The 23,417-nt window shown below is 75.0% G+C and carries 26 protein-coding genes; 19 read left to right on the forward strand and 7 right to left on the reverse strand.

The window, feature by feature from the left end:
- The 6 genes from H6X67_RS10935 to H6X67_RS10960 all read left to right on the forward strand — a co-directional run.
- A partial coding sequence (locus tag H6X67_RS10935) for an AAA family ATPase (protein WP_249435534.1) occupies window positions 1–1,430 on the forward strand: 1,430 nt, incomplete at its 5' end.
- Between the two features lie 33 nt (window positions 1,431–1,463).
- Window positions 1,464–2,618 (forward strand): signal recognition particle-docking protein FtsY, encoded by a 1,155-nt coding sequence (gene ftsY / locus H6X67_RS10940; protein WP_249368538.1) that lies wholly within the window; start codon window positions 1,464–1,466, stop codon window positions 2,616–2,618.
- Window positions 2,619–2,776: 158 nt separating this feature from the next.
- Window positions 2,777–3,019 (forward strand): hypothetical protein, encoded by a 243-nt coding sequence (locus tag H6X67_RS10945; RefSeq protein WP_249368539.1) that lies wholly within the window; start codon window positions 2,777–2,779, stop codon window positions 3,017–3,019.
- The gene (locus H6X67_RS10950) at window positions 3,016–3,255 is read left to right on the forward strand and encodes a ribbon-helix-helix domain-containing protein (protein WP_249368540.1); all 240 of its coding nucleotides are present in this window, start codon (window positions 3,016–3,018) and stop codon (window positions 3,253–3,255) included. Before H6X67_RS10945 ends, H6X67_RS10950 begins: the two co-directional genes overlap by 4 nt.
- A 178-nt stretch (window positions 3,256–3,433) precedes the next feature.
- A complete protein-coding gene (ffh, locus tag H6X67_RS10955) occupies window positions 3,434–5,089 on the forward strand; it encodes a signal recognition particle protein (RefSeq protein WP_249368541.1) in 1,656 nt (551 codons plus the stop codon).
- Window positions 5,090–5,249: 160 nt separating this feature from the next.
- Complete coding sequence (locus H6X67_RS10960; RefSeq protein WP_249368542.1) at window positions 5,250–6,761, forward strand: alanine/glycine:cation symporter family protein; 1,512 nt, start codon at window positions 5,250–5,252, stop codon at window positions 6,759–6,761.
- Window positions 6,762–6,780: 19 nt separating this feature from the next.
- Here the strand turns inward: H6X67_RS10960 and H6X67_RS10965 are convergent, their stop codons facing one another.
- The 7 genes from H6X67_RS10965 to H6X67_RS10995 all read right to left on the reverse strand — a co-directional run bounded on the left by H6X67_RS10965 (window position 6,781) and on the right by H6X67_RS10995 (window position 12,690).
- Window positions 6,781–7,428 (reverse strand): response regulator transcription factor, encoded by a 648-nt coding sequence (locus H6X67_RS10965; protein WP_249368543.1) that lies wholly within the window; start codon window positions 7,426–7,428, stop codon window positions 6,781–6,783.
- Window positions 7,425–8,663 carry a sensor histidine kinase gene (locus tag H6X67_RS12035; protein ID WP_249368544.1) on the reverse strand — a complete coding sequence of 413 codons (1,239 nt, stop codon included), beginning with the start codon at window positions 8,661–8,663 and terminating at the stop codon, window positions 7,425–7,427. Before H6X67_RS12035 ends, H6X67_RS10965 begins: the two co-directional genes overlap by 4 nt.
- Complete coding sequence (locus H6X67_RS10975; RefSeq protein WP_249368545.1) at window positions 8,660–9,478, reverse strand: ABC transporter permease; 819 nt, start codon at window positions 9,476–9,478, stop codon at window positions 8,660–8,662. Before H6X67_RS10975 ends, H6X67_RS12035 begins: the two co-directional genes overlap by 4 nt.
- A 33-nt stretch (window positions 9,479–9,511) precedes the next feature.
- Window positions 9,512–10,489 (reverse strand): ABC transporter ATP-binding protein, encoded by a 978-nt coding sequence (locus tag H6X67_RS10980; protein ID WP_249369876.1) that lies wholly within the window; start codon window positions 10,487–10,489, stop codon window positions 9,512–9,514.
- A gap of 121 nt (window positions 10,490–10,610) precedes the next feature.
- Window positions 10,611–11,378 carry a hypothetical protein gene (locus H6X67_RS10985; RefSeq protein ID WP_249369877.1) on the reverse strand — a complete coding sequence of 256 codons (768 nt, stop codon included), beginning with the start codon at window positions 11,376–11,378 and terminating at the stop codon, window positions 10,611–10,613.
- Complete coding sequence (locus tag H6X67_RS10990; RefSeq protein ID WP_249369878.1) at window positions 11,375–12,247, reverse strand: ATP-binding cassette domain-containing protein; 873 nt, start codon at window positions 12,245–12,247, stop codon at window positions 11,375–11,377. Before H6X67_RS10990 ends, H6X67_RS10985 begins: the two co-directional genes overlap by 4 nt.
- Window positions 12,244–12,690, reverse strand: a complete 447-nt coding sequence (locus H6X67_RS10995) for a GntR family transcriptional regulator (protein WP_249369879.1) — start codon at window positions 12,688–12,690, stop codon at window positions 12,244–12,246. Before H6X67_RS10995 ends, H6X67_RS10990 begins: the two co-directional genes overlap by 4 nt.
- Before the next feature lie 306 nt (window positions 12,691–12,996).
- Here H6X67_RS10995 and rpsP point away from each other — a divergent pair, with 306 nt between their 5' ends.
- The 13 genes from rpsP to H6X67_RS11060 form a co-directional block, all read left to right on the forward strand.
- The gene (gene rpsP / locus H6X67_RS11000) at window positions 12,997–13,464 is read left to right on the forward strand and encodes a 30S ribosomal protein S16 (RefSeq protein WP_249369921.1); all 468 of its coding nucleotides are present in this window, start codon (window positions 12,997–12,999) and stop codon (window positions 13,462–13,464) included.
- 1 nt (window position 13,465) lies between these two features.
- Complete coding sequence (locus tag H6X67_RS11005; RefSeq protein WP_003786440.1) at window positions 13,466–13,702, forward strand: RNA-binding protein; 237 nt, start codon at window positions 13,466–13,468, stop codon at window positions 13,700–13,702.
- 158 nt (window positions 13,703–13,860) lie between these two features.
- Entirely contained in the window at window positions 13,861–14,409 is a 549-nt protein-coding gene (gene rimM, locus H6X67_RS11010) for a ribosome maturation factor RimM (RefSeq protein ID WP_249369923.1), read from the forward strand.
- Window positions 14,410–14,462: 53 nt separating this feature from the next.
- Window positions 14,463–15,950 (forward strand): tRNA (guanosine(37)-N1)-methyltransferase TrmD, encoded by a 1,488-nt coding sequence (gene trmD, locus H6X67_RS11015; RefSeq protein WP_249435538.1) that lies wholly within the window; start codon window positions 14,463–14,465, stop codon window positions 15,948–15,950.
- Window positions 15,878–16,645: a signal peptidase I gene (gene lepB / locus H6X67_RS11020; RefSeq protein ID WP_396121444.1), complete on the forward strand. Its 768-nt coding sequence runs from the start codon at window positions 15,878–15,880 to the stop codon at window positions 16,643–16,645. Before trmD ends, lepB (H6X67_RS11020) begins: the two co-directional genes overlap by 73 nt.
- A 268-nt stretch (window positions 16,646–16,913) precedes the next feature.
- A complete protein-coding gene (rplS, locus tag H6X67_RS11025; protein ID WP_249369997.1) occupies window positions 16,914–17,264 on the forward strand; it encodes a 50S ribosomal protein L19 in 351 nt (116 codons plus the stop codon).
- 125 nt (window positions 17,265–17,389) lie between these two features.
- On the forward strand, window positions 17,390–18,352 hold the full coding sequence (gene lepB, locus H6X67_RS11030) for a signal peptidase I (RefSeq protein WP_249435536.1): 963 nt from the start codon (window positions 17,390–17,392) through the stop codon (window positions 18,350–18,352).
- Window positions 18,349–19,074: a ribonuclease HII gene (gene rnhB, locus H6X67_RS11035; protein ID WP_249369678.1), complete on the forward strand. Its 726-nt coding sequence runs from the start codon at window positions 18,349–18,351 to the stop codon at window positions 19,072–19,074. The genes lepB (H6X67_RS11030) and rnhB overlap by 4 nt, the downstream gene beginning before the upstream one ends.
- 122 nt (window positions 19,075–19,196) lie before the next feature.
- A complete protein-coding gene (locus tag H6X67_RS11040; protein WP_249369676.1) occupies window positions 19,197–19,502 on the forward strand; it encodes a DUF2469 domain-containing protein in 306 nt (101 codons plus the stop codon).
- A 143-nt stretch (window positions 19,503–19,645) separates the two neighbouring features.
- Complete coding sequence (locus tag H6X67_RS11045) at window positions 19,646–20,098, forward strand: YraN family protein (protein WP_249369674.1); 453 nt, start codon at window positions 19,646–19,648, stop codon at window positions 20,096–20,098.
- Window positions 20,095–21,663 (forward strand): YifB family Mg chelatase-like AAA ATPase, encoded by a 1,569-nt coding sequence (locus tag H6X67_RS11050; protein WP_249369672.1) that lies wholly within the window; start codon window positions 20,095–20,097, stop codon window positions 21,661–21,663. The genes H6X67_RS11045 and H6X67_RS11050 overlap by 4 nt, the downstream gene beginning before the upstream one ends.
- A complete protein-coding gene (dprA, locus tag H6X67_RS11055; RefSeq protein ID WP_249369670.1) occupies window positions 21,660–22,976 on the forward strand; it encodes a DNA-processing protein DprA in 1,317 nt (438 codons plus the stop codon). Before H6X67_RS11050 ends, dprA begins: the two co-directional genes overlap by 4 nt.
- A gap of 9 nt (window positions 22,977–22,985) precedes the next feature.
- Window positions 22,986–23,417, forward strand: a 432-nt coding sequence (locus H6X67_RS11060; protein ID WP_249435537.1) for a site-specific integrase, incomplete at its 3' end; no start/stop codon positions are given.

The raw sequence follows: 23,417 nt of genomic DNA on the forward strand, positions 1-23,417 counted from the left end.
GCCTGACCTCGGCCGTGCGCGCCGCCGACGACGAGGCCGGCCGCGCCCAGCGCGTCCTCGAGCGCGCCCAGGCCGAGGCCTCCCAGCGCACCACGGAGCTCGCCTCCGCCACCGCGGCCCTGGCCGAGATCGAGACGGCTCCCGCCGGGCAGGACGCCTCCGGCGCCGAGGACCTCGAGACCCGCCTCGAGACCGCCCGGCGCGAGCGCGAGGCCGCCGTGGCCGCCGCCCGCACCGCCCGCGCCGCCGAGACCGAGGCCCGCCTGGCCCTGCGCACCGCCGAGGAGCGCGAGCGCTCCGGGCGCGGTCGAGCGGACTCCCTGCGCGCTGCCGCCCGGCGCGAGCGTGAGGCGCGGGCCGCAGCCGAGCGGGCCGAGGCCCGCCGGGCCTCCCAGCTCGCCGTCGCCACCCACGTGCGCGACCACGCCCGCCTGGCCGCCGACACCTGCCACGAGTGGGTCGCTGAGGCCCAGGCCGTGCGCGCCGCCCTCGAGCAGGAGCGAGCCGAGTCCCTGGCGGAGACCACGCGCGCCCGCGAGGAGATCGACCGCGTCACCACCGAGCTGTCCGAGCTGACCGACGCCGCCCACCGCGACGAGGTGGCCAGGGCCGAGCAGCGCATGCGCCTGCAGGCCCTGGCCGACCGGGCCATGAGCGAGCTCGGTCTCGAGCTCGAGGCCCTCGTCGAGGAGTACGGGCCGCACATGCCCGTGCCCGACCTGAGCGAGGAGGACCCCGAGGACGGTGAGGAGCGTCAACCGGGGCGGCCCTACGTGCGCGCCGAGCAGGACCAGCGCCTGGCCCGGGCCAGGCGGGACCTCGCCCGCCTGGGGCGCGTCAACCCCCTCGCCCTCGAGGAGCATGCCGCCCTGGAGCAGCGCCACCAGTTCCTCGCCGAGCAGCTGGCCGACCTCAGGCGCTCGCGGGCGGACCTGCTGAGCATCATCGAGGAGATCGACGCCCGCGTCCTCGAGGTCTTCACCAGCGCCTGGCAGGACACCGCACGCGAGTTCGCCCTCGTCTTCGACCGGCTCTTCCCCGGGGGCGAGGGGCGGCTCGTGCTCACCGACCCCGAGGACATGCTCACCACCGGCATCGAGATCGAGGCGCGTCCGGCGGGCAAGAAGGTCAAGCGCCTGTCCCTGCTCTCCGGTGGCGAGCGCTCGCTCGCGGCGGTGGCCCTGCTCATCGCGATCTTCCGGGCGCGCCCCTCGCCCTTCTACGTCATGGACGAGGTCGAGGCGGCCCTGGACGACACGAACCTCGGGCGGCTGCTGGACATCCTCTCCGAGCTGCGCGAGTCGAGCCAGCTCATCGTCATCACGCACCAGAAGCGCACGATGGAGGTGGCGGACGCCCTGTACGGCATCACGATGCGCGACGGCGTCACCCAGGCGGTGAGCCAGCGCCTGGCCCGGCCGGGGGCGTGACGCGCGGGCGCCCGCGTCAGGCATGATGAGGCCATGGATCCGCTCCTTTACGTCCTGATCGCCGTCCTCGCGGTCCTCGTTCTCGCCGGCACCGTCGTGCTCGTGCGCCGCCGTCGCACCGGGCTGCCCCCGGCGCCCGAGCGCGAGCAGGTCACGGCCGCCGGCGAGGGCCCCGAGGCCCCGGAGGCCCCAGAGACCTCCGAGGCTCCTGAGGCCGAGCCCGCCCCCCGGGAGGTCCCCGAGTCCATCCCCGGGCGCATGCAGCGCCTGCGCGCCCGCCTGGCCGGCTCCGGCGGCTTCGGCCGGGCCGTGCTCTCCGTGCTCTCCCGCGGGGACCTCACCGAGGCCGACTGGGAGGAGATCGAGGACACCCTGCTCACCTCCGACCTCGGCATCGAGGTCACCACCGCCCTCATGGAGGAGCTGCGCACCCAGGCCAAGGTCCTGGGCACCAGCGACCCCGAGGCGATCCGCTCCGTCCTGCGCGCCGAGCTCCTGCGCCTGGTCGACCCGGCGATGGACCGCTCCCTCAACCTCACCAGGCCGGCCGCCGCCGAGGGCTTCACCGGCGACGGCGCCCCCGCGGCCGCCGTGCTCATGGTCGGAGTCAACGGCACCGGCAAGACCACCACCTGCGGCAAGCTCGCCCGCGTGCTCCTCGCCCAGGAGCACAGCGTCGTCATGGGGGCCGCGGACACCTTCCGCGCCGCCGCCGCCGAGCAGCTGACCACCTGGGGCGAGCGCGTGGGGGTCGCCGTCGTGCGCTCCGACAAGGAGGGGGCGGACCCGGCCTCCGTCGCTTTCGACGCCGCCCAGGAGACCGCCGCCCGGGGCGTCGACGTCGTCCTGGTCGACACCGCCGGCCGCCTGCAGAACAAGGCCGGCCTCATGGACGAGCTCGGCAAGATCAAGCGCGTGATGGAGAAGATCGCCCCGGTGGGGGAGATCCTGCTCGTCCTGGACGCCACCACCGGCCAGAACGGCCTGCGCCAGGCCCAGGTCTTCTCCGAGGCGGTGGGTGTCACGGGCATCGTGCTGACCAAGATGGACGGCACCGCCAAGGGAGGCATCGTCGTCACCGTCCAGCGCGAGCTGGGCGTGCCGGTCAAGCTCGTGGGCCTGGGGGAGGGCGCGGACGACCTCGCCCCCTTCGACCCCGAGGGCTTCGTCGACGCGCTGCTCGCCTGAACCGGGCACCGGCCCGGCGCCTCCGTGCCCGTTGCGCTGAGCGCGTGAGGGTCCGCACGCCCCCCCCGGAGAGGGGCGGCGCGGGCCCTCACCGTTCGCAGGCGAGTACCTGTCGGTGGTGCGTTCTACCCTCGCACTGGCAGTCCAAGGAGGGTGGGATGAGGATTCTGCGCAGTGCGCTCAAGCACGGCTGCGCCACGCGGGACGTCGGCGCGGCCCTTGAGACGTCCGCGCGCAGGACACTGCTCGGGGAGGACCCGGTGCGGTGGCTCTATGTCGGATTCGATGGGGTCGGGCGGGTTCTGGAAATCGTCACCGTCGTAGGCGATGATGGGCAGGAGGTCGTGATCCACGCGATGAGGGCGCGACGCCAGTACCTACCGGGAAGGAGCCGGTCATGAACCTTGAGGTCGTCGAGTTCGTGCCGGGCATCGGTGAGCCCGAGCTCGCTGCCTTCCAGACGGAGGCGGAAGCAGGCCACGGCACCGTGACAGGGCCGAGTTACCCGAACCCTCATTGGCTGCGGGCAGTTCCTGACGACCTCGTCGACGCCGTTGAGAGGATGGCTCGAGCCCGCGGAGTCAGTCCTGAGGCTGTCATCCGTGCTGCGCTCACCGACTACCTGGCAACCGCCTGAGCCGGGCACCGGCCCGACGGCGCCGTGCCCGTTGCGCTGAGCGCGTGAGGGTCCGCACGCCCCCGGAGAGGGGTGGCGCGGGCCCTCACCGCTATCCTGGGCGGCAGCCGCGCCCACGAACGGGCGCTGACCTGACCCCCAGCTCACCGGCGCCCCGGCGCCGAGGGAAGGACCCCGCGTGTTCGGCAACCTCTCCGACCGGCTCACCGCCTCGTTCCAGTCGCTGCGCGGCAAGGGACGCCTGACCGACGCCGACATCGACGCCACCGTCTCCGAGATCCGCCGCGCGCTGCTCGAGGCCGACGTCGCCCTGCCCGTCGTGCGCTCCTTCACCTCCGCCGTGCGGGACAAGGCCAAGGAGGCGGTGCGCTCCCAGGTCCTCAACCCCACCCAGCAGGTCGTCAAGATCGTCAACGACGAGCTCGTCGAGGTCCTCGGCGGCGCCACCCGCGAGATCAGCTGGGCGGACCGCGGCCCCACCGTCATCATGCTCGCCGGCCTCCAGGGTGCCGGCAAGACGACCCTGGCCGGCAAGCTCGGCAAGTGGCTCAAGGGCGAGGGCAGGCGCGTCCTGCTCGTCGCCAGCGACCTCCAGCGCCCCAACGCCGTCACCCAGCTGAGCGTCGTCGCCGAGCGCGCCGGGGTGGACGTGTGGGCGCCCGAGCCCGGCAACGGCGTCGGGGACCCGGTGCACGTGGCCCGCACCGGTGTGGAGCAGGCACGGGCCAACGGCTACGACGTCGTCGTCGTCGACACCGCCGGGCGCCTGGGCGTCGACGCCGAGATGATGGACCAGGCGGTGCGCATCCGCGACGCCGTCCAGCCCCACGAGATCCTCTTCGTCCTGGACGCCATGGTCGGCCAGGACGCGGTCAACACCTCCATCGCCTTCCGCGACGGCGTCGGCTTCACCGGCGTCGTCCTGTCCAAGCTCGACGGCGACGCCCGAGGCGGTGCGGCGCTGAGCGTGCGCGGCGTCACCGGCGCCCCCGTGCTCTTCTCCTCCACCGGTGAGGGGCTGGACGACTTCGAGCGCTTCCACGCCGACCGCATGGCCAGCCGGATCCTCGACATGGGTGACCTGCTCACCCTCATCGAGCAGGCCCAGCGCGCCTTCGACGAGAAGGAGGCTGAGGAGGCCGCCGCCAAGATGGCCTCGGGCACCTTCACCCTCGAGGACTTTCTGGCCCAGCTGCGCCAGGTGCGCAAGATGGGCTCGATGAAGAAGCTCCTGGGCATGATGCCGGGCATGGGGCAGATGCGTGAGGCCCTGGAGAACTTCGACGAGCGCGAGGTGGACCGTGTCGAGGCGATCGTCTGCTCGATGACCCCCGCCGAGCGCCGGGACCTGTCGATCCTCAACGGCTCGCGCCGCGCCCGCATCGCCAAGGGCTCGGGCACCTCCGTCCAGGCCGTCAACGAGCTCGTCACCCGCTTCGAGGCGGCCAAGAAGATGATGGAGGCCATGACCGCCGGTGGGCTCGGCGAGAACGGCATGATGCCCGGCATGGGCTCCCTGCCGAGCATGGGCAAGCGCGCCAAGGCGCGCCAGGCGCCCAAGGCCAAGCAGGGCAAGGGCGGCAGGAAGGGCAGGTCCGGCAACCCGGCCAAGGCCGCCCGGCAGGCCCGCGAGGCGGCGGCCCGTGGCCGCCAGGAGCCCGAGGCCCCCGCGGCACCGGTGGCCGGGTCGGCCTTCGGGCTCGGCGGCGCGGGCCAGGCGGCCCCCGGCGGCTACGGCATCATGCCCGGACAGCAGGGCGCCGCGGACAGTGACGACGTCGCCAGCGCCATGAGCGCCCTGCCGGAGGACCTGCGCCGCACCCTCGGCCTGTGAGAGCGGGCGGCTCCCGCAGACCCGCCCGCTGCGCGGCCCGGGGGCGGAGCCCGCTGCAGGCCGGCGGTGGACGCGTGAGACCGCGTCGCCGGGCGTGAGGTAGCCTCGCCGTCGCCCCGCACCGGCCCCCGCCGGATCCCCCAACGGACGGACCCCCGTGATGACGCTGCCCGCCTCCCTCACCGAGACGCTCACCAGCACCCTGTCGTCCTTCGAGAGCCTCGTGTCCGGCAGGATCCTCATCTGGGTGCTGCTCGGCACCGGCCTCTACCTCACCCTCGGCAGCCGGGGCGTGCAGCTGCGGCTCTTCGCCCGCACCGCGCGCCTGGTGGCGCGCTCACGCCACCAGCGCGGATCCCTGTCCTCCTTCCAGGCCTTCGTCATCGGCCTGGGCGGGCGCGTGGGCACCGGCAACATCGCCGGCGTCGCCCTGGCCGTCACCCTGGGCGGGCCCGGCGCCCTGTTCTGGATGTGGGTCGTCGCCCTGCTGGGCATGGCGACCTCCTTCGCCGAGTCCACCCTCGCCCAGGTCTTCAAGGTCCGCAACGCCGACGGCATCTTCAGGGGCGGGCCCGCCTACTACATGCAGCGCGGCCTGGGCCTGGCCGGCTTCGCCACCACCGGCAGGGCCATGGGCGTGCTCTTCGCCGCCATGCTCGTCTTCTCCTACGGGCTCATCTTCCCCATGGTGCAGTCCAACACCATCGCCGCCACCCTGCAGGAGGCGCACGGCCTGCCGACGGCGGCCACCGCCGTCGCGCTCATGGTGCTCACCGCCCCCATCCTCCTGGCCGGCATGCGGGTGGTCGCCCGGGTCACCGAGTGGCTCGTGCCGCTCATGGCCGCGCTGTACCTCGTGGTCGTCGCCGTCGTCATCCTCATCTCCCTCGACCGCGTGCCCGGGGTCCTCGCCGACGTCTTCGCAGGCGCCTTCCACCTGCGCGCCGGCCTGGCCGGCACCGGCGGCGGCCTCTTCGCCACCTTCCTCAACGGCACCAAGCGGGGACTGTTCTCCAACGAGGCCGGCCAGGGCTCCTCACCCAACGGTGCCGCCACCGCCGACGTCGCCCACCCCGTCGTCCAGGGCCTCATCCAGGGCTTCGGCGTCTTCATGGACACGATCGTCATCTGCACGGCCACCGGCCTGACGGTGCTGCTGGCCTCCCCGGCCGTCTACACGCCCGGCGTCGAGCCCCAGTGGGCCGAGACCACCCTCGTCCAGCACGCCCTCGCCGACATCCTGCCGGGAGGCTGGGTCGTGTGGTTCATGAGCATCGTCGTCCTCACCTTCGCCTACTCCTCCGTGCTCGGCTACTCGACCTTCGCGGAGGTCAACGTCTCCTACCTGGGCGGCGGCCGGCGCCCGGGCATCGTCCTGCGCCTGGCGATGACCGTGGCGACGGGGCTGGGCGCCGTCGTCGCCCTCGACCTCGCCTGGGTCATGGCCGACGTCGCCCTCGCCCTCATGACGATCCTCAACCTCGTGGCCGTCCTGTGGCTGAGCCGCTGGGTCTTCGGCGTCCTGCGCGACTACGACCGCCAGCGCGCCGAGGGCGTGGCCGAGCCGGCCTTCATCGCCCCCGGCAACCCGCTGCTGCCGGCCGAGCTGCCCGGGGACGTGTGGACCAGGGACCGGGCGCGCGAGCGCGTCGAGACCCTGGACGAGGGCTGAGCGGGGCCCAGCCCCAGGGTCACAGCCAGCCGTTGGCCTCCGCAGTGCGCGCCGCCTCGGTGCGGTTGCGGGCCCGCGTCTTGCTGATGGCGCCGGACAGGTAGTTGCGCACCGTCCCCTCACCCAGGTGCAGTACGCCCGCGATCTCGTGGACGTCAGCGCCGTCGGCCGCTGCCCGCAGGACGTCCCGCTCACGCGGCGTGAGCGGGTTCGGGCCGAGGATCACCGACTCCTGGGCGAGGGTCGGGTCGACGACGCGCCCACCGGCGTGCACCGTGCGGATCGCGGCCGCCAGCTCGCCGGGCGGCGTGTCCTTGACGATGAAGCCCGCCGCTCCCGCCTCCAGGGCGCGCGAGAGGTAGCCCGGCCGCCCGAAGGTCGTCACCACGAGGCTGCGGCAGGGCAGGCCCGAGGCGCTCAGCTGCGCGACGGCGGCCAGCCCGTCCACCTGCGGCATGTCGATGTCCAGCAGCGCCACGTCCACGCGGTGCTGCCTGGCGGCCTCGACGACGCCTGCGCCCGTGCCCAGCTGGGCGACGACGTCGATGTCCTCCTCCAGCCCCAGCAGCGTGGCCAGCGCGCCGCGCACGAGGGCCTGGTCGTCGGCGAGAAGGACGCGGATCGGGGGCTCAGAGGGCTCAGTGGGGACAGGGCTCTGGGTGCTCATGGGAGCCTGACCTCCAGGACGGTTCCGGGGCGGGTGGGGCGGGCGTGGGGCGAGGGGCTCGTGAGCGTGAGCTCGCCGCCCTCGGCCTCGATGCGCGAGCACAGTCCGGCCAGGCCGTTGCCCACCCGGGTGGGAGCGCCGCCCCCGCCTGCCAGTGGCAGCCCGACGCCGTCGTCAGCCACCCGTAGCAGCCCGGGCGCGATCTCGACCTCGACCCGACTGGCCCCGGCGTGGCGCACGACGTTCGTCGTCGCCTCCCGCAACGCCCAGGACAGGAGCGGGCGCTGGCGCTCGGGCACGTCCTCGGCCGAGCCGGTGAGCAACAGCGAGACCTCGGCGGCGCGCAGGGCGGTGCGGGTGGCCTCCACCTGGCCGGCCAGGTCCGGTGCCCGCAGGCGGGTGACCGTCGAGCGCACGTCCGCGAGGGAGGCGCGCGACAGGACGATGATCTCGTCCATCTCGCGCGCGGCCCGCTCGGGGTCGGCGTCGAGCAGGCGGCGCGCCACCTCCGCCTTGAGGGTGAGGACGGTGAGCGAGTGGCCCAGGAGGTCGTGGATGTCACGGCTGATCTCGTCACGGGTCTGGGCGGCCGCCCGCTCACGGGCCGCGGCGGCGCGCTCCCGGGCGACGGCCGCCCGCCGCTCCTCGTTCTCCACGGACAGGCGCCCCAGGGCGATCCCGCCGCAGGACAGGCTCACCCCCACGGCCGTCCACAGGTGCTGCTGCGCCGGCTGCGCGATGCCGACGGTGAGGAGCTCTGCGGCGCAGATGAGCACCATCGCGACGAGGCCGGTGCGCAGGCGGGTGAGGAACAGGAGGTAGGAGCAGAAGTAGGGCACGAAGTAGACCCACCACCAGCCCACGGCGGGCAGGGACACCAGGGCGCAGGCGACCATGGCGAGCAGTGGCCGCGCGACCATGCGCAGCTCCTCGGCGGTGGTCGCGCCCTCCGGGACCGCGGTCCAGGAGCGGTCATGGGCGAAGGCGAGGACGTAGATGGTCGCGAAGGCCAGGACACAGGTGACACCGAGCACCCGCAGCGGCCACGGGCGGGGCTCGAGGAGGAGGAAGACGATGAGGAAGCCGAGGAACACGAGCCAGACGTTGGCCCGCCAGTTGAAGAAGGGGGCCCGGTGGTGCCCGCCGGGCCCGGAAGCCCCGGCCCGCCCGTCGGTCCCTGCGGCCCCGCTCCGCCCGCGCGGGAGCGCCGTGCCGGGTGGAGCGGACACGCTCACCGGCGCACCGTCGCGCGGTGGCGCAGCGCCACCACGGGCAGGGCGAAGAGGATGGTCCACGCCACCAGGTTAGCCACCGCCATCCACAGCCCGTCCTGGACCGGGGCGGGCAGGTCGGTGAGGTAGGTCCACCCCTCCGTCACCGGCCACCGCACCAGCGCGGCCGGCCCGTAGAGCGGCGTGAAGCGCGCGATCGCCATCATCATCTCGTTCAGGGGCATGAAGGCGTTGCCGAGGAAGCCGAAGAGGGACACGAGCGCGGGCGCGATGCCCATGGCCGCCTGAGGCGGCAGCAGCAGCCCCATGCCCAGGCCCCACAGGATGAAGGGGATGACGGTGAGGACCGCCAGGAGGAGGCCGAGCACCCACCCGCGGGCGTCGAGCTCGGCGGTGGTCAGTGCCCCGGCGGCGAAGATGACGAGGACGGGGATGGTGGCCTGCACGAAGGCGGTGGCGACCTTGACCGCCCAGTAGGTGCGCATGCCGCCGGTGGTGACGGCGACCTGGCGGCCCCAGCCGGCCTGCAGCTCGACGGCGGTGCCGGTCGCTGAGGAGGTCGCGGCCAGGCAGGCGCTGAAGCAGGCCATGGCGAGCATGACGGTGGCCGCGACGTTGCCGTGCTCGCCCACGGGCTGCGTCCCCGAGCCCTGGTAGTTGCTGAACATGAGGTACATGGCCAGGGGGAAGGCGATGACGAAGAACAGGTTCGCCGGGTGGCGCAGCGCGCGCAGCTGCTCGAGCAGGAGGAAGGTGAGGACGGGACGCGTCCGGCGCAGGTGGGTGGTGGTGGCCGGTGCGGTGGGTGCGGTGGTCATGGAGGGGCTCCTTGTGAGGGGCGGGGGCGGGGCTCAGACGGCGGTGGGATGGGTGGTGCGTGCGGTGCCGGTGGCTCCTGCGTCCTCGGTGAGGGCGGTGAAGACCTCGTTGAGGCTGACGGCGCTGATGCCCAGGTGCGCCGCGGGCGTGGCGGTCAGCAGCCAGCGGGCGACGTCGTCGGAGGCGCTCGTGCGGATCTCGACGTGCTCGCCGCGCAGCGCCGTGCCCAGGACACGGTCCGCGAGCCCACCGGCCTCGATCGCGGCGGCGAGGGCGGGCTCGTCCACGCCCTCCCACGTGGCGGAGACGACCGTCCCCTCGCCCAGCGCGCGGATCTCGTCGACCGTGCCGTCGGCGACGAGCCGGCCACGGGCGATGATGACGATGCGGTCGGCGAAGGCGGCCGCCTCCTCCAGGTAGTGGGTGGCGAAGAGGATCGTGCGCCCGCCGTGGGCCTGCTCGCGCATGGTGTCCCAGAAGGAGGTGCGGGCGGTGACGTCCATCCCGGCGGTCGGCTCGTCCAGCACGAGGAGACGGGGGTCCGCGACGAGCGCCAGGGCCAGGCGCAGGCGCTGGAGCTCACCGCCCGAGCAGCGTGCCACGCGGCGCCCGAGGACCGGGGCCAGGCCGGTCGAGGCGGCCAGGGCGCCGAGGTCACCGGTGGCGTGCCGGCCCTGGACGGAGGCGATGGCGCGCAGGGTCTCGGCCACGGTGTAGTCGGGGATGAGCCCGCCGCTCTGCAGGACGACGCCGAGGCACCCGTCAGCGGCCGCCCGGCGGGGGCTGGTGCCGAGCACGCGCACGTGCCCCGAGGACGGGGCGCTCAGGCCCAGGAGGGTGTCGAGCGTGGTGGTCTTCCCGGCGCCGTTGGGGCCGAGGAAGGCAACGATCTCACCGGGGGCGACGGTGAGCGTGAGGCCGTCGACGGCGCGCACGGCCCGGGCGCCGGTGCCGAAGACCTTGGTGAGGTCGGTGACCTCGACGGCGGGGGAGGCGGTGTGTGGGCTCATGGACCCAGCCTCCGCGGGCGGGGCGGCCCGCGGTACTGAGGTGCGTCACCGCCCGCGCATGACGAATGTCAGACCTGAGCGCCCACGGGGCGTGCCGGCGCCCGGACAGGGGCCGGCCGGCTCAGCGCCTGGGCTCCCAGCGCAGCACGAGCCAGGTCAGGAGCAGCGGAGCGGTGACCAGGGCCCACAGGCCGTGGCGGGTGGCGGAGTCGAAGGCGAGGACGACCGTCTCGAGCCCGGGCAGGAGGCAGGCCAGGACCCGTGCGGGCCCCTCGAGGGGACCCGTGACGCCGGTCAGCAGGCTGCCCGCGGTCGCCGCGGCCACGAGGAGGGCCGCGCCCCAGCGCCCCATGGCGTGGCCGATCGGGGCAGCCAGGAGACCCAGCAGGTTGAGGCCCAGCGCCACGAGCGCCCAGGACAGCACCCAGAGCGCGGCGTCATGGCCGGAGAGCGGGGGCAGGACCCAGCCGCCGTGCGCGGCGAGCAGCACCGCCGCCCCGGCGGGCACGAGGTAGGCCAGCTCGGCGGTGGTGGCCAGGGCGACGACCCGGGCGCAGGCGCGCAGCACGGTGGCGCGGGTGGCGCCGGCGTGGACCGAGGCCATGAGGACCGGCGCGCCGAAGGCACATCGCAGCGCGGCGACGATGAGGACGATGGGGGAGGTGCTCAGCAGGGCCGTGGCCAGGGCGGGTCCCTCGGCACCGTCCTGCTGCACCAGCAGCTGGACGAGGCCGAGGACCAGTGCCGCGGCGTCGGCGGCGAGGACCGCGATAAGCAGGTCCGTGCGCACCAGGCGTGTGAGGCTCCTCGCGCTCGCGGTGGGTGCGGGCCCGGTGCCACCGGTGGGAGCGGCGGGTGCGTGGGTGGTGGGGGCCGCGTGTGTGCTCATGGGACTCTCCTCTGCCTGTCGGTGGCGGGGGCCTGGGAGTAGTGCTCGAGGACGTCGGTGAGGTCGGCGAGGGGGCCGGAGGCGGGGGTGCAGGCCTCGCGCAGCGCGTCGGCGTCGCCACTGGCGGCCACGGTGCCCCCGGCCAGGACGACGACGTCCTCGAGCAGGTCGGCGACCTCACCCACCTCGTGCGAGGCGATGACGATGGTGGGTCGCTCAGCGGCGTACTGCTCGAGCAGGGCGTCCCAGAAGCGGCGGCGCACGACGGCGTCCATCCCCAGGTGCACCTCGTCGAGCAGGAGCACGGGGCAGTGGGAGGCCAGGGCGAAGGCGGCGTCGACGGCGGAGCGCTGCCCCTGGGACAGACGTGCCGGGCGGGCGTCGGCGTCGAGGTCGAACAGGCGCAGGTAGCGGTGGGCGTCCTGCGTGGACCACAGGGGCCGGGTCGCCTCCCACAGACGGATCGAGGTGCTCACCGGCAGGGAGGCGGGCAGGGCTCGGCGCGTGCCCAGCAGGCAGGTGGCGGCGCGGGCCGCGGCGGTGTCCCAGACCTGCTCCGTGGTGCCGGTGGGGCGGGCCTCGGCGTCGACGTCGGTGAGGGTGACGGTGCCGCGTGCGGGCCGCCGCAGCCCGGCGGCCACGTCCAGGAGGGTGGACTTGCCGGCGCCGTTGCGGCCGAGCAGCCCGGTGACGACGCCGGGGCGCAGGGCCAGGCTCACGTCGTGCAGCGGCCAGTACTGGGGACTGCGGCGCCGGGCGAGTGGCCCGTAGGCGTAGCCGACGTCCTGCAGGTGCAGGGCCGGGCCGGCGCCGAGGCCCTCGAGGACGCGCCGTGGCTCGAGCAGGGGGTGCGCGGTGCGGGGGCTCATGACGTGACCTTCCAGGAGGGGTGGACAGGGCGTGTGGTCGACAGCCGCGCGTGGGGCTCGTCGTCGGGGGCGGGACGGGAGGCCAGCAGCGCGCGCACGGCGGTGAGGATGTCGCCGTCGTCCAGCCCCAGCAGGCGGCCCTGCTCGAGGGCGGGGGCCAGGACCTCGGTGGCGTAGGAGCCGCGGCGGCGGCTGCGCAGGGCGGACTGGGCACCCTCGGCGACGAACATGCCGATGCCGCGCCGCTTGACGACGAGGCCCTCGTCGACGAGGAGCGCGACCGCCTTGCTCGCCGTGGCCGGGTTGATGCGGTAGCGGGTGGCGTACTCGGTGGTGGAGGTCAGGCGGGCGCCCTCGGGCAGGCTCCCATCGAGGACCTGGGTGCGGATCTCCTCGGCGATCTGGAGGTAGATGGGGGTCGCGTCGTCGAAGCTGCGGGCCATCGGCTCCTCCTCCCCGGGTGGTCGGACAGTCACCGGTTCCCTGGTTCATTACATGACTAATGAACCTGGGAGCCATGCTGGTGTCAAGGGACGACTGTGTGCGATCTCGCAGCCTCCCGCCCCCGCCCGCAGCCCCGTCGGCTCGCCCGCCCTCCCTCCCGTCTGGCAGAATCCCGCTCTGTACTCGGACGTGTGACGGTCCCTCTCCCCGACCTCGTCCCAGTCTCGGCTCTCGCCGGAATCCGTTGCTCAACCCCACCGGGGACCAGCGCGGGCCAAACCATCCAGAACCAGGAGTTCCACCAAGTGGCAGTCAAGATTCGCCTCAAGCGCATGGGCAAGAAGTTCCAGCCCTTCTACCGCGTCGTCGTCCTCGACGGCCGCAAGAAGCGGGACGGCCGTGTCATCGAGGAGATCGGTCTGTACGACCCGATGCAGGAGCCCTCGCTCATCCGCATCGACTCCGAGCGCGTGAGGTACTGGCTCGGCGTGGGCGCCCAGCCCTCCGACACCGTCTTCAACCTGCTCAAGATCACCGGCGACTACCAGGCCTTCAAGGGCCTGCCGGGCGCTGAGGGCCGGCTCAAGGTCCGCGACGCCGAGGCCGCCGCCTCCGCCAAGGCAGACGCCGTCAAGGCCGCCGCCAACGACGCCGAGAAGCGCAAGGCCGCCGCGGCCGAGGCCAAGGCCAAGGCTGAGAAGGAGGCCGCCGCGGCCGCCGCTCAGGACGCCCCGGCTGAGGAGCCCGCCGAGGCCCCGGCCGAGGAGGCCTGACGTGCTGGCCGACGCGCTCGAGCACCTCGTGCGTGGCATCGTCGACAACCCCGACGACGTCACCGTCACCTCCCGGTCGCTGCGTCGCGGCGACCTGCTGGAGGTGCGCGTCAACCCCGAGGACCTCGGTCGTGTCATCGGCCGCTCCGGCCGCACGGCCCGCGCCCTGCGCACGGTCGTCGGAGCGCTCGCCGACTCACCGGTGCGTGTCGACGTCGTCGACACCGACCGCCGCTGACCAGCACGGGACCAGCGCAGAGCCGGCCGGCGGGTCAAGTGCTCACGAACGGCGCCGCCCACACAGGTGGGCGGCGCCGTTCGCGCACCCCCGGCCGGGTGGCCCAGCGCACGCGCCCACCCGCCGCGGCGCCCAGGCGGTCGCGGTAGGTTGAGGCCGTGCTCCTCACCGTCGCCGTCATCGGCCCAGCCCACGCCCTCAAGGGAGAGGTCCGCCTCGACATCCGCACGGACGACCCCGAGGGACGCCTCGAGCCCGGCACCGTCCTGCCGACCGACCCCGACACGGCCGGGCCCCTGACCGTCACGCGCCTGCGCTTCGACGGCCAGCGCTGGTACGCCGCCTTCGCCGAGGCCCGCGACCGCACCGCCGCCGAGTCCCTGCGCGGCGTGCACCTGCTCGTCGACACCGAGGACGAGCAGGACGGGACCGACGAGGACGCCTGGTACGCCCACGAGCTCATCGGCCTGACCGCCGTGCGCCTGGGCGCCGCCGCCACCGGGCCCCGGGTCCTCGGCGTCGTCACCGACCTCGAGCCCGGCGTCGCCCAGGACCGCCTCGTCGTGCGCACCCCCCAGGGCGAGCAGGTCGCCGTGCCCTTCGTCGAGGCACTCGTCCCCGGTGTCGACCTCGAGGCCGGGACCGTCACCCTCGACCCTCCCGGCGGCCTCTTCCCGGGCCTGGGCGAGGCCGAGGACGCCCGCTGATGGCGGCCGACAGCCCCCGGGCGACCGGCGCCGCCCAGGCCGGCGCCGGGAGCCTGCGCCTGGACGTCGTGACGATCTTCCCCGGTTACCTGCGCGTGCTCGACCTGTCCCTCATCGGCAAGGCCTCCGGCACCGGCCTCATCGACCTGGCCGTCCACGACCTGCGCGACTGGACCCACGACCGCCACCGCACCGTGGACGACACCCCGCTCGGCGGCGGCGCCGGCATGGTCATGCGCCCCGACGTCTGGGGCGAGGCCCTGGACGCCGTCCTCGACCTGCCCGCTGACCCCACCGCCGCCCGCGAGGCGGCCACCGCCCGCCGCAGCGCCGGGAGGCGCCAGGTCCTCGTCGTCCCCACGCCCGCCGGCGAGGTCCTCACCCAGCGCACCGCCGAGGACCTGGCCCACGCGGACCAGGTGGTCTTCGCCTGCGGACGCTACGAGGGCATCGACGCCCGCGTCCCCGAGCACTACCGCGAGGCCGGCGTCGAGGTGCGCGAGCTGAGCATCGGCGACTACGTCCTCAACGGGGGAGAGGTCGCCGCCCTCGTCATCATCGAGGCCGTCGCCCGCCTGCGTCCCGGCGTCCTGGGCAACCCCGACTCCGTCGTCGAGGAGTCCCACTCCGAGACCGGCCTGCTCGAGTACCCCGTCCACACCCGCCCGGTGGCCTGGCGCGGGCACGACCTCGCCACGAGCTGGCCCGGCCTGCTGTCCGGCAACCACCCCCGCGTCGCCCGCGAGCGCCGCGAGAGGGGCATCGCCCGCACCGCCGCCCGCCGCCCCGACATGGTCGCCCGCCTCGACGCCCAGCGCCTCGACCGGGACGACCGCGCCGCCCTGGCCCGCAACGGCTGGGCCGTGCCGCGCGGGGCCGCTCACCCCGTGCCCCTCGAGGTGCGGCCGCTGCTGGCCGAGGACGTGCCCGCCCTCGTCGCGCTCGCCAGGCGCACCTTCCCCGACGCCTGCCCGTCCTTCCTCACCACCGAGCAGGTCGATGAGCACATGGACCGCCACCTCACCGCCGAGCGCATGAGCGCCTGGCAGGCGGACCCGCGCGTCGTCGTCACCCTCGCCCGCCTCACTGAGGACACCCCCACCGAGGCCGGCCCCGTGCGCGCGGGCGAGCCCGTCGGCTACAGCGTCGTCATCCTCGAGGCCGCTGACGACGACGGCGCCCTGCCCCCCGGACTCGACCCCCGCCCCGCGGCCGTGAGCGTCCCCCCGTCCCCGACGGGCGGCCCGGGCCTGGCCGCAGAGCTGAGCAAGGTCTACGTCGACACCCGCCTGCGCGGCTCCGGCCTGGCCGACGTCCTGCTCTCCGAGGCCGTCTGCGACGCCTCCGCCGCCGGCGTCACCGCCCTGTGGCTCGGCACGCACGACGGCAACCGCCGCGCCCAGAGGGCCTACCGCCGCAGCGGCTTCGTCAAGGTCGGCACCCGCCGCTACGACGTCGGCGGCCGCGCCTGCCGCGACGTCGTCATGGCCCTCAACCCCGGTGCGCCCGGTGCCCACCCGGCGGCGGGGAGCACCCGGTGAGCGCCAGGAGCACGCAGGAGCCCGAGGGGCGGGGCGAGCAGGAGCGGGCCTCGCGCCACCCCGTCCTCAGCGTCATCGGCCTGCCGGTGCTCGCCCTGGCCGTCATCATCCTCGTGCGCAGCCTCGTGCTGCAGACCTTCGTCATCCCCTCCGGGTCCATGGAGGACACCCTCGTCGACGGCGACCGCGTGGCCGTCACCATGTACGACGCCGATGACCTTGAGCGCGGTGACGTCGTCGTCTTCCGCGACCCCGGCGGCTGGCTCACCGTCACCGAGCCGACGGGGCTGCGCGGCGCCGTCCAGGACCTGCTCGTCGCCCTGAGGATCCTGCCGGAGGACCCCGGCCACCACCTCATCAAGCGGGTGATTGGTTTGCCGGGGGACCGTGTGGTGGCGGACGGGTCGGGGACTGTGAGTGTCAATGGGGTGGTGCTGGATGAGGGGTATGTCAAGGAGGGGCGCTCGGGCTCTGACGTGGCCTTCGACGTGGTGGTGCCCGAGGGGTTCATCTGGGTGATGGGGGACAACCGGTCGAACTCGGCGGACTCGCGCTACCACCAGGATGACGCCCACGGCGGCTTCGTCCCCATGAGCGAGGTCGTCGGCGTCGCCAAGGCCGTCGTCTGGCCGCTGGACCGCCTCGGGACCCTCTCCGGGGGGCACGAGCCCTTCAGCGCCGTCCCCGAGCCCTGAGCCGCTGCCCGCACGGCCCTCACGGCACCGGTGTCTCCGTGAGGTCGGGCACGTCGCCGTCGGCGGGCTCGCAGCCCCGCCCGGCGCTGTGGCACACTGGCCGGGCCCTTGGGCCTCGGAGCGTCCCCGCCACTGGGGGGACGCTCGCGGAGGAGGACCCCAGGGCGCCAGCACACGGCGCAGTCCCCCGGAGCCCCGGCTCGACGGTGGTGCGGCGCCACCAACCGATCGCCCCTGACCAGTGGCACGAGCGTGTGGAGATACTCCTATGAGCAACCTGATCGACGAGATCAACGCCCAGTCGCTTCGCGACGACGTCCCCGCCTTCCGTCCCGGCGACACCCTCAAGGTGCACGTCAAGGTCGTCGAGGGCAGCCGCAGCCGTGTCCAGGTCTTCCAGGGCATCGTCATCGGCCGTCAGGGCGCGGGCGTCGCCGAGACCTTCACCATCCGCAAGGTCTCCTTCGGCGTCGGCGTCGAGCGCACCTTCCCGGTCCACACGCCCTCCATCGACAAGATCGAGGTCGTCTCCCGCGGTGACGTGCGTCGCGCCAAGCTGTACTACCTGCGCAACCTGCGCGGCAAGGCGGCCAAGATCAAGGAGCGTCGCGAGGACTGAGCCCCGGCTCGACCCTCGGCTCATCGGCGTCGCCCGGTGCCCCTCCGGGTACCGGGCGACGTCCCGTTCCAGGCGGGCCCGCCCCGCCGCCGTCCGCACCGCAGCCCCGACGAGAGGGGGCCCGCATGACGAGCACCAGCGACTGCTCCCACCACCAGGCCGGTGGCACCAGGGCCGCCACGGCCGGTGGCGGTACCCCGGGCGACCACAGCGCCACGGGCCCGTCGGAGACCGGGCCCGCCCCCGCCGAGGGGGCCTCCCACGCCCTGCGCACCGCGGACACCCCCGACGCCGCGCCCGACGACCTGCCGGCCGCCACCCTGCCCCCCTCCTACCCGCCCCTGCGCCGCACCGTGCCCCCGGTCCGCACGCCCCGGGCCCCCGCGGAGCGCCGACGGCGGCGCCGCCCGCGGCTGTCGGTCCTCGTCGCCGTCCTGGTGGTGCTCGTCGTCACCGCGCTCGTCAAGACCCTCGTCATCCAGTGGTTCGAGATCCCCTCGGCCTCCATGGAGGACACCCTGGCCGTGGGCGACCGCGTGGCCGTGTGGATGAGTGGCGCCGATGACCTTGAGCGCGGTGACGTCGTCGTCTTCCGCGACCCCGACCACTGGCTCGACGCCCAGGAGCCCACCGGTCTGCGCGGCGCCGTCCAGGACCTCCTCATCCTCATGCGCCAGCTGCCCGAGGACACCGGGCACATCCTTATCAAGCGGGTGATTGGTTTGCCGGGGGACCGTGTGGTGGCGGACGGGTCGGGAACTGTGAGTGTCAATGGGGTGGTGCTGGATGAGGGGTATGTCAAGGAGGGGCGCTCGGGCTCTGACGTGGCCTTCGACGTGGTGGTGCCCGAGGGGTTCATCTGGGTGATGGGGGACAACCGGTCGAACTCGGCGGACTCGCGCTACCACCAGGATGACGCCCACGGCGGCTTCGTCCCCATGAGCGACGTCATCGGGGAGGGCGCCGCCGTCGTCTGGCCCGTCTCGAGCTGGGCCGGCCTGGGCGACGGCACCCGCGCCTTCGACGGCGTGCCCGAGCCGGGGCAGGCCCCGGCCCCCGCCCAGCCGGCGCCCGAGGAGGGCGCGTGAGCGCCCCGCGCCTGCTCCCGGACCGTGCGCTGGAGACCGAGGAGCTGGGCCGCCACACGCTGGTGGGCGGCATGGACGAGGTGGGGCGCGGCGCGCTCGCCGGCCCGGTCACCGTCGGCCTCGCCGTCGTCTCCCGCAGCACCCCTGACGCCTTCCCCCAGGGCCTGGCCGACTCCAAGCAGCTGACCGCCCGCCGCCGCGAGACCCTGGTCGAGCCCTGCCGCCAGTGGGCGCTGGACTGGGCGGTCGCCTCCGCCGGCCCTGCCGAGATCGACGCCCTGGGGATCATCGGCGCCCTGCGCCTGGCCGGGCGGCGCGCCCTTGCCGAGGTCACGGCCCGGGGCCACGCGCCCGGCCTCATCATCCTCGACGGCACCTCGGACTGGCTCAGCCCGCCCGCCGCCGACCTGCTCTCCGGCCTGCCGTCCGCCAGTGCGCCCGAGGAAGGGCCGGCGGCCGAGACGGGCCCCGGCCTGCCGGCCGTGCGCACCCAGGTCAAGGGCGACGCCTGCTGCGCCGTCGTCGCGGCTGCCTCCGTCCTGGCCAAGGTCCACCGCGACGCCCTCATGAGCGCCCTCGAGGACCCGGGCTACGGGTGGGCCTCCAACAAGGGCTACACGAGCGCCGCCCACATCGAGGGCCTCGCCCGGCTGGGTGCCGGCGAGCACCACCGGCGCAGCTGGCGCCTGCCGGGACTGGGGCCGGCCGCGCCCCGGGGCTGAGCCGCGCACGCCGCCGGGGCGGGGACGCCCCGGGTGCCCTGGGCGCGGACGTGTCGCGGGCCTCCCGACGCGCCCGGCAGGCGCCACGGGCCCGCGCAGCCGATGTGCGGCATGATGGCCCGGTGAGCGTTGAGGACCTTGAGGCATACGAGAACGACCTGGAGCTCGAGCTCTACCGCGAGTACCGGGACGTCGTCTCGCTCTTCTCCTACGTCGTCGAGACGGACCGGCGCTTCTACCTGGCCAACTCCGTGGACGTCCAGGTGCGCACCAACGGCGGGGAGGTCTTCTTCGAGCTCACCCTGGAGGACGCCTGGGTGTGGGACATCTACCGGGCCTCGCGCTTCGTCAAGTCCGTGCACGTCGTCACCTTCAAGGACGTCAACGTCGAGGAGCTGACCAAGCCCGAGATGGAGATCCCCTCCTGAGCCGCGGGCTCTGACAACCGCACCGCGCCCGGGCTCCACAGCCCCCTGCCACGACAGGCACCGACGCCGCTGTCCACAGCACGACCGCTGCCACCTCGACCCCGCCACCGCCCTGCCCCACGCTGGGGCCGGAGGTGGTCAGCATGACAAGGACCAAGGACACCGGCACGGGCAGCGGCCGGACGGGCACGTCGCGCAGCGCGCAGGACGCGCGCACCGGCCGGCTCGGGGAGCAGATCACCGCCCGGTACCTGCGCGACCAGGGCTGGCGGCTCCTGGACCGCAACTGGCGGCCCGGCCCCGGCTCCGGCCTGCGGGGCGAGCTCGACCTCGTGGCCCTCGACCCCGACGGCTGCGACCACGCCCCCGTCCTCGTCGCCCTCGAGGTCAAGACCCGTCGCGGTCTCGCCACCGGCACCCCCGCGGAGGCCGTGACCCCCACCAAGCTCGTCCACCTGCGCCACCTCGCCGCACGCTGGGCCGAGACCCACCGGCCACCCGGCACCGCACCGGGCCTGCGGGTCGACGTCGTCAGCGTCCTGGTGCGCGCAGGCGCCCCGGCCCAGCTGCGCCACCACCGCGGGGTGACGCTGTGAGCGGCCTCGCCCGGACCCTCGCCGTCACCCTCACCGGGCTCGAGGGCCACCTCGTCGACGTCGAGGCGCACGCCGCCGGGGGACTTCCCTCCTTCACCCTCGTCGGGCTGCCCGACGCCGCCGTGCGCGAGTCCCGTGAGCGCGTGCGCGCCGCCCTGTCCACCTGCGGCACCTCCTGGGGCGAGAAGCGCCTGACCGTCAACCTCTCCCCGGCGGACCTGCCCAAGACCGGCACCGGCTTCGACGTCAGCCTCGCCCTGGCCGTCCTCGCCGCCCGCGGCGACCTGCCGGCCCGGGCCCTGCCCGTCCTCGCCCGTACCCTGTTCATCGGCGAGCTCGGCCTGGACGCCTCCATCCGTCCCGTGCGCGGGGTCCTGCCCGCCGTGCGGGCCGCCGTCGGAGCAGGCGTGAGGACGGTCGTCGTGCCCTGCGACTGCGCGGCCGAGGCCCGGCTCGTGCCCGGCGCCCGGGTCACCGGGGCACGGCACCTGGCGGGCCTCATCACGGCCCTGGGCGGGAGCCTGCCCGCCGAGGTCCTGGCACTGGCCGAGGCCGCCGAGCCGAGGCGCGGAGCCCCGCCCGAGCCCGCACCGCCGGGTGCCGTGGCGGACCTGGCCGACGTCGTCGGGCAGGACGAGGCGCGCCACGCGCTCGAGGTCGCCGCCGCCGGAGGCCACCACCTGCTCCTGGTCGGGCCGCCAGGCGCGGGCAAGACGATGCTCGCCGAGCGCCTGCCCTCGATCCTGCCCTCCCTCGAGGACGACGACGCCGTGACCGTCACCTCCCTGCACTCGGTGGCCGGGACCTTCGACCCCGAGCACGGGCTCATCCGCACCCCGCCGTTGCGCGCCCCGCACCACACGGCCACGCGCGCCGCCGTCATCGGAGGAGGCTCCGGCCTGCCCCGGCCCGGGGACGTCTCGCTCGCCCACCGCGGCGTCCTCCTGCTCGACGAGGCTCCCGAGTTCCCGGCCGGCGTCCTCGACTGCCTGCGCCAGCCCCTGGAGTCCGGCCGCGTCACCATCGACCGTGCCGGCGGGCGTGCGACCTACCCGGCAGCCTTCCAGCTCGTCCTGGCCGCCAACCCCTGCCCCTGCGGCCAGGGCACTGGGCGCGCCCTGGAGTGCACCTGCACCTCCCTGCAGCGCAGGCGCTATTTCTCACGCCTGTCCGGGCCTCTCCTGGACCGGGTCGACATCCAGCTCGAGGTCGGGCCCGTCACCGCCGGGGACCTGGGAGGCGGGGCCACGGGTGAGACCAGCGCCGCGGTTGCCGCCCGCGTGGCCCAGGCCCGACGGCGCACGGCCCGGCGTCTGGAGGGCACGCCCTGGCGGCTCATGGGCCAGGTCCCGGGCTCCTGGGTGCGCGAGCGCACCACGGCCGAGGACCCGCGGCTCGTCGCCCGCCTCATGGACGCCCTCGACCGCGGCGACCTCAGCCTGCGCGGGGTCGACCGGGTCCTGCGCCTGGCCTGGACGCTCGCGGACCTCGCCGGCGAGCAGCGCCCCGGCGCCGCCGAGCTCGGCACCGCCCTGTCCCTGCGCACGAGAGGAGCCCTGCCATGAGCCTGAGCCTGCCCTTCGACCACCACGACCACGTGCTGGCAGCAGCCGCCTGGTCCCGCCTGGCCGAGCCCGCGGACCGTGCCGCCGCCGCCCTCGTGGGGGCGCTCGGGCCGGGACCCGCCCTCACCTGGCTGCTCGAGGAGGCCCACGACGCCGACGGCGTCCTGCGCGCGGCGCCCCCGCCCCCACGTCCGGTGGGGGCGCAGGAGGGCGACGGGCGCGCGAGCGCCGCCTGGGCGCGGGCCGCCGCACGGTGGGCCCCGAGGCTGGCCTCGCTCGAGCCCCGGCGCGACCTCGACGTGCTCGAGCGCCTGGGCGGCAGCCTCCTCCTGCCGGGGGACCCGTGGTGGCCCACGGGCCTGGACGAGCTCGAGCAGCCGCCCTTCTGCCTGTGGGTGCGGGGCGACCCCGCGCTCCTGGCACGTCGCGAGGACCACCCGTCGGCCCCGGAGCGCGCCGGCGCCGCGGACACGGTGGTCCCGCCCGGCCGCCAGGACCGCGTGCCGCCCGGGCCGGGCAGCGGCCTCGCGCTCGCCCTCGTCGGCTCACGGGCCTCGACCCGCTACGGCGAGCAGGTGGCCCGCGAGATGGCCCGCACGGTGGCGCGGGCAGGGGCCGTCGTCGTCTCCGGCGGGGCCTTCGGCATCGACGCCGCCGCCCACACCGGCGCCCTGCGAGGCGGTCGGACCGTGGGCGTGTGCGCCGGAGGCGTCGACCGCCTCTACCCTGCGGGCAACACCCGGCTGCTGGAGGAGGTCCTGGCCCGCGGCGCGCTCGTCGCCGAGGTCCCGCCCGGCTGCCAGCCCGCCCGGCACCGCTTCCTGTCCCGCAACCGCCTCATCGCCGCCATGACCGAGGGCACCGTCGTCGTCGAGGCCGCCTGGCGCTCAGGGGCCCTGTCCACCGCCAGGCACGCCCGCGACCTCGGCCGCCCGCTCGGGGCGGTGCCCGGGCCGGTGGCCTCACGCGAGTCCGTCGGCTGCCACCGGCTGCTGCGCGAGGGGGCCGTGTGCGTCACCGACGCCGACGACGCCCTCGAGCTCATCACCCCCGTGGGGACCCTCGACCCGGACGCCTCGCGCTCGAGGGCCAGCGACCTCGGGCCCGGCGGCCTGCTGGACGGCCTCGACCCCTGCGCCTCCGCCGTCCTGGACGCCATGCCCGCGCGCGGCGCGGCCGGTGCCGCGGCCCTGGCCCGGTCCGCCGGGCTCGGAGAGCGGGAGGTGCGCAGCGCCCTCGGCCTGCTCGAGCTCGCCGGCCGTGTCCGCCGCGACGGCGAGCGCTGGCGGCGCGCAGCGCCACGGAGCGCCTAACCTGGGACCATGACGCAGGAGGCACCGGGCACCAGGGGAGAGCTCCTGGACGCCTGGTTCCGCTACCTCGCCCACCGGCGGGGCCTGAGCGAGCACACGGTGCGCGCCTACACCTGCGACCTGGAGGACCTGCTCACCTTCCTCGGCGTCGGGCAGGCACAGACGGAGCCGGTCACCGGGGCCCTGGCCGGCCTCGACCTGGCGGACCTGCGCGCCTGGCTCGCCGGGCTCGACGCCGCCGGCTGCTCCCGGGCCACCCTCGCGCGCCGCAGCGCCGCCATCCGCACCTTCTGCGCCTGGGCCGCCCGCGAGGGGCTGACCTCCTCCGACGTCGCCGCCCGCCTGCGCTCGCCGCGCGCCGACAACCGCCTGCCCTCCGTGCTCTCACCCGCCCAGGCCCGGGCCCTGCTCGAGGCTGCCGCGCAGGCCGCCGGGCAGGCC

This window comes from Actinomyces sp. AC-20-1 (assembly GCF_023369555.1).
GTDB lineage: Bacteria > Actinomycetota > Actinomycetes > Actinomycetales > Actinomycetaceae > Actinomyces.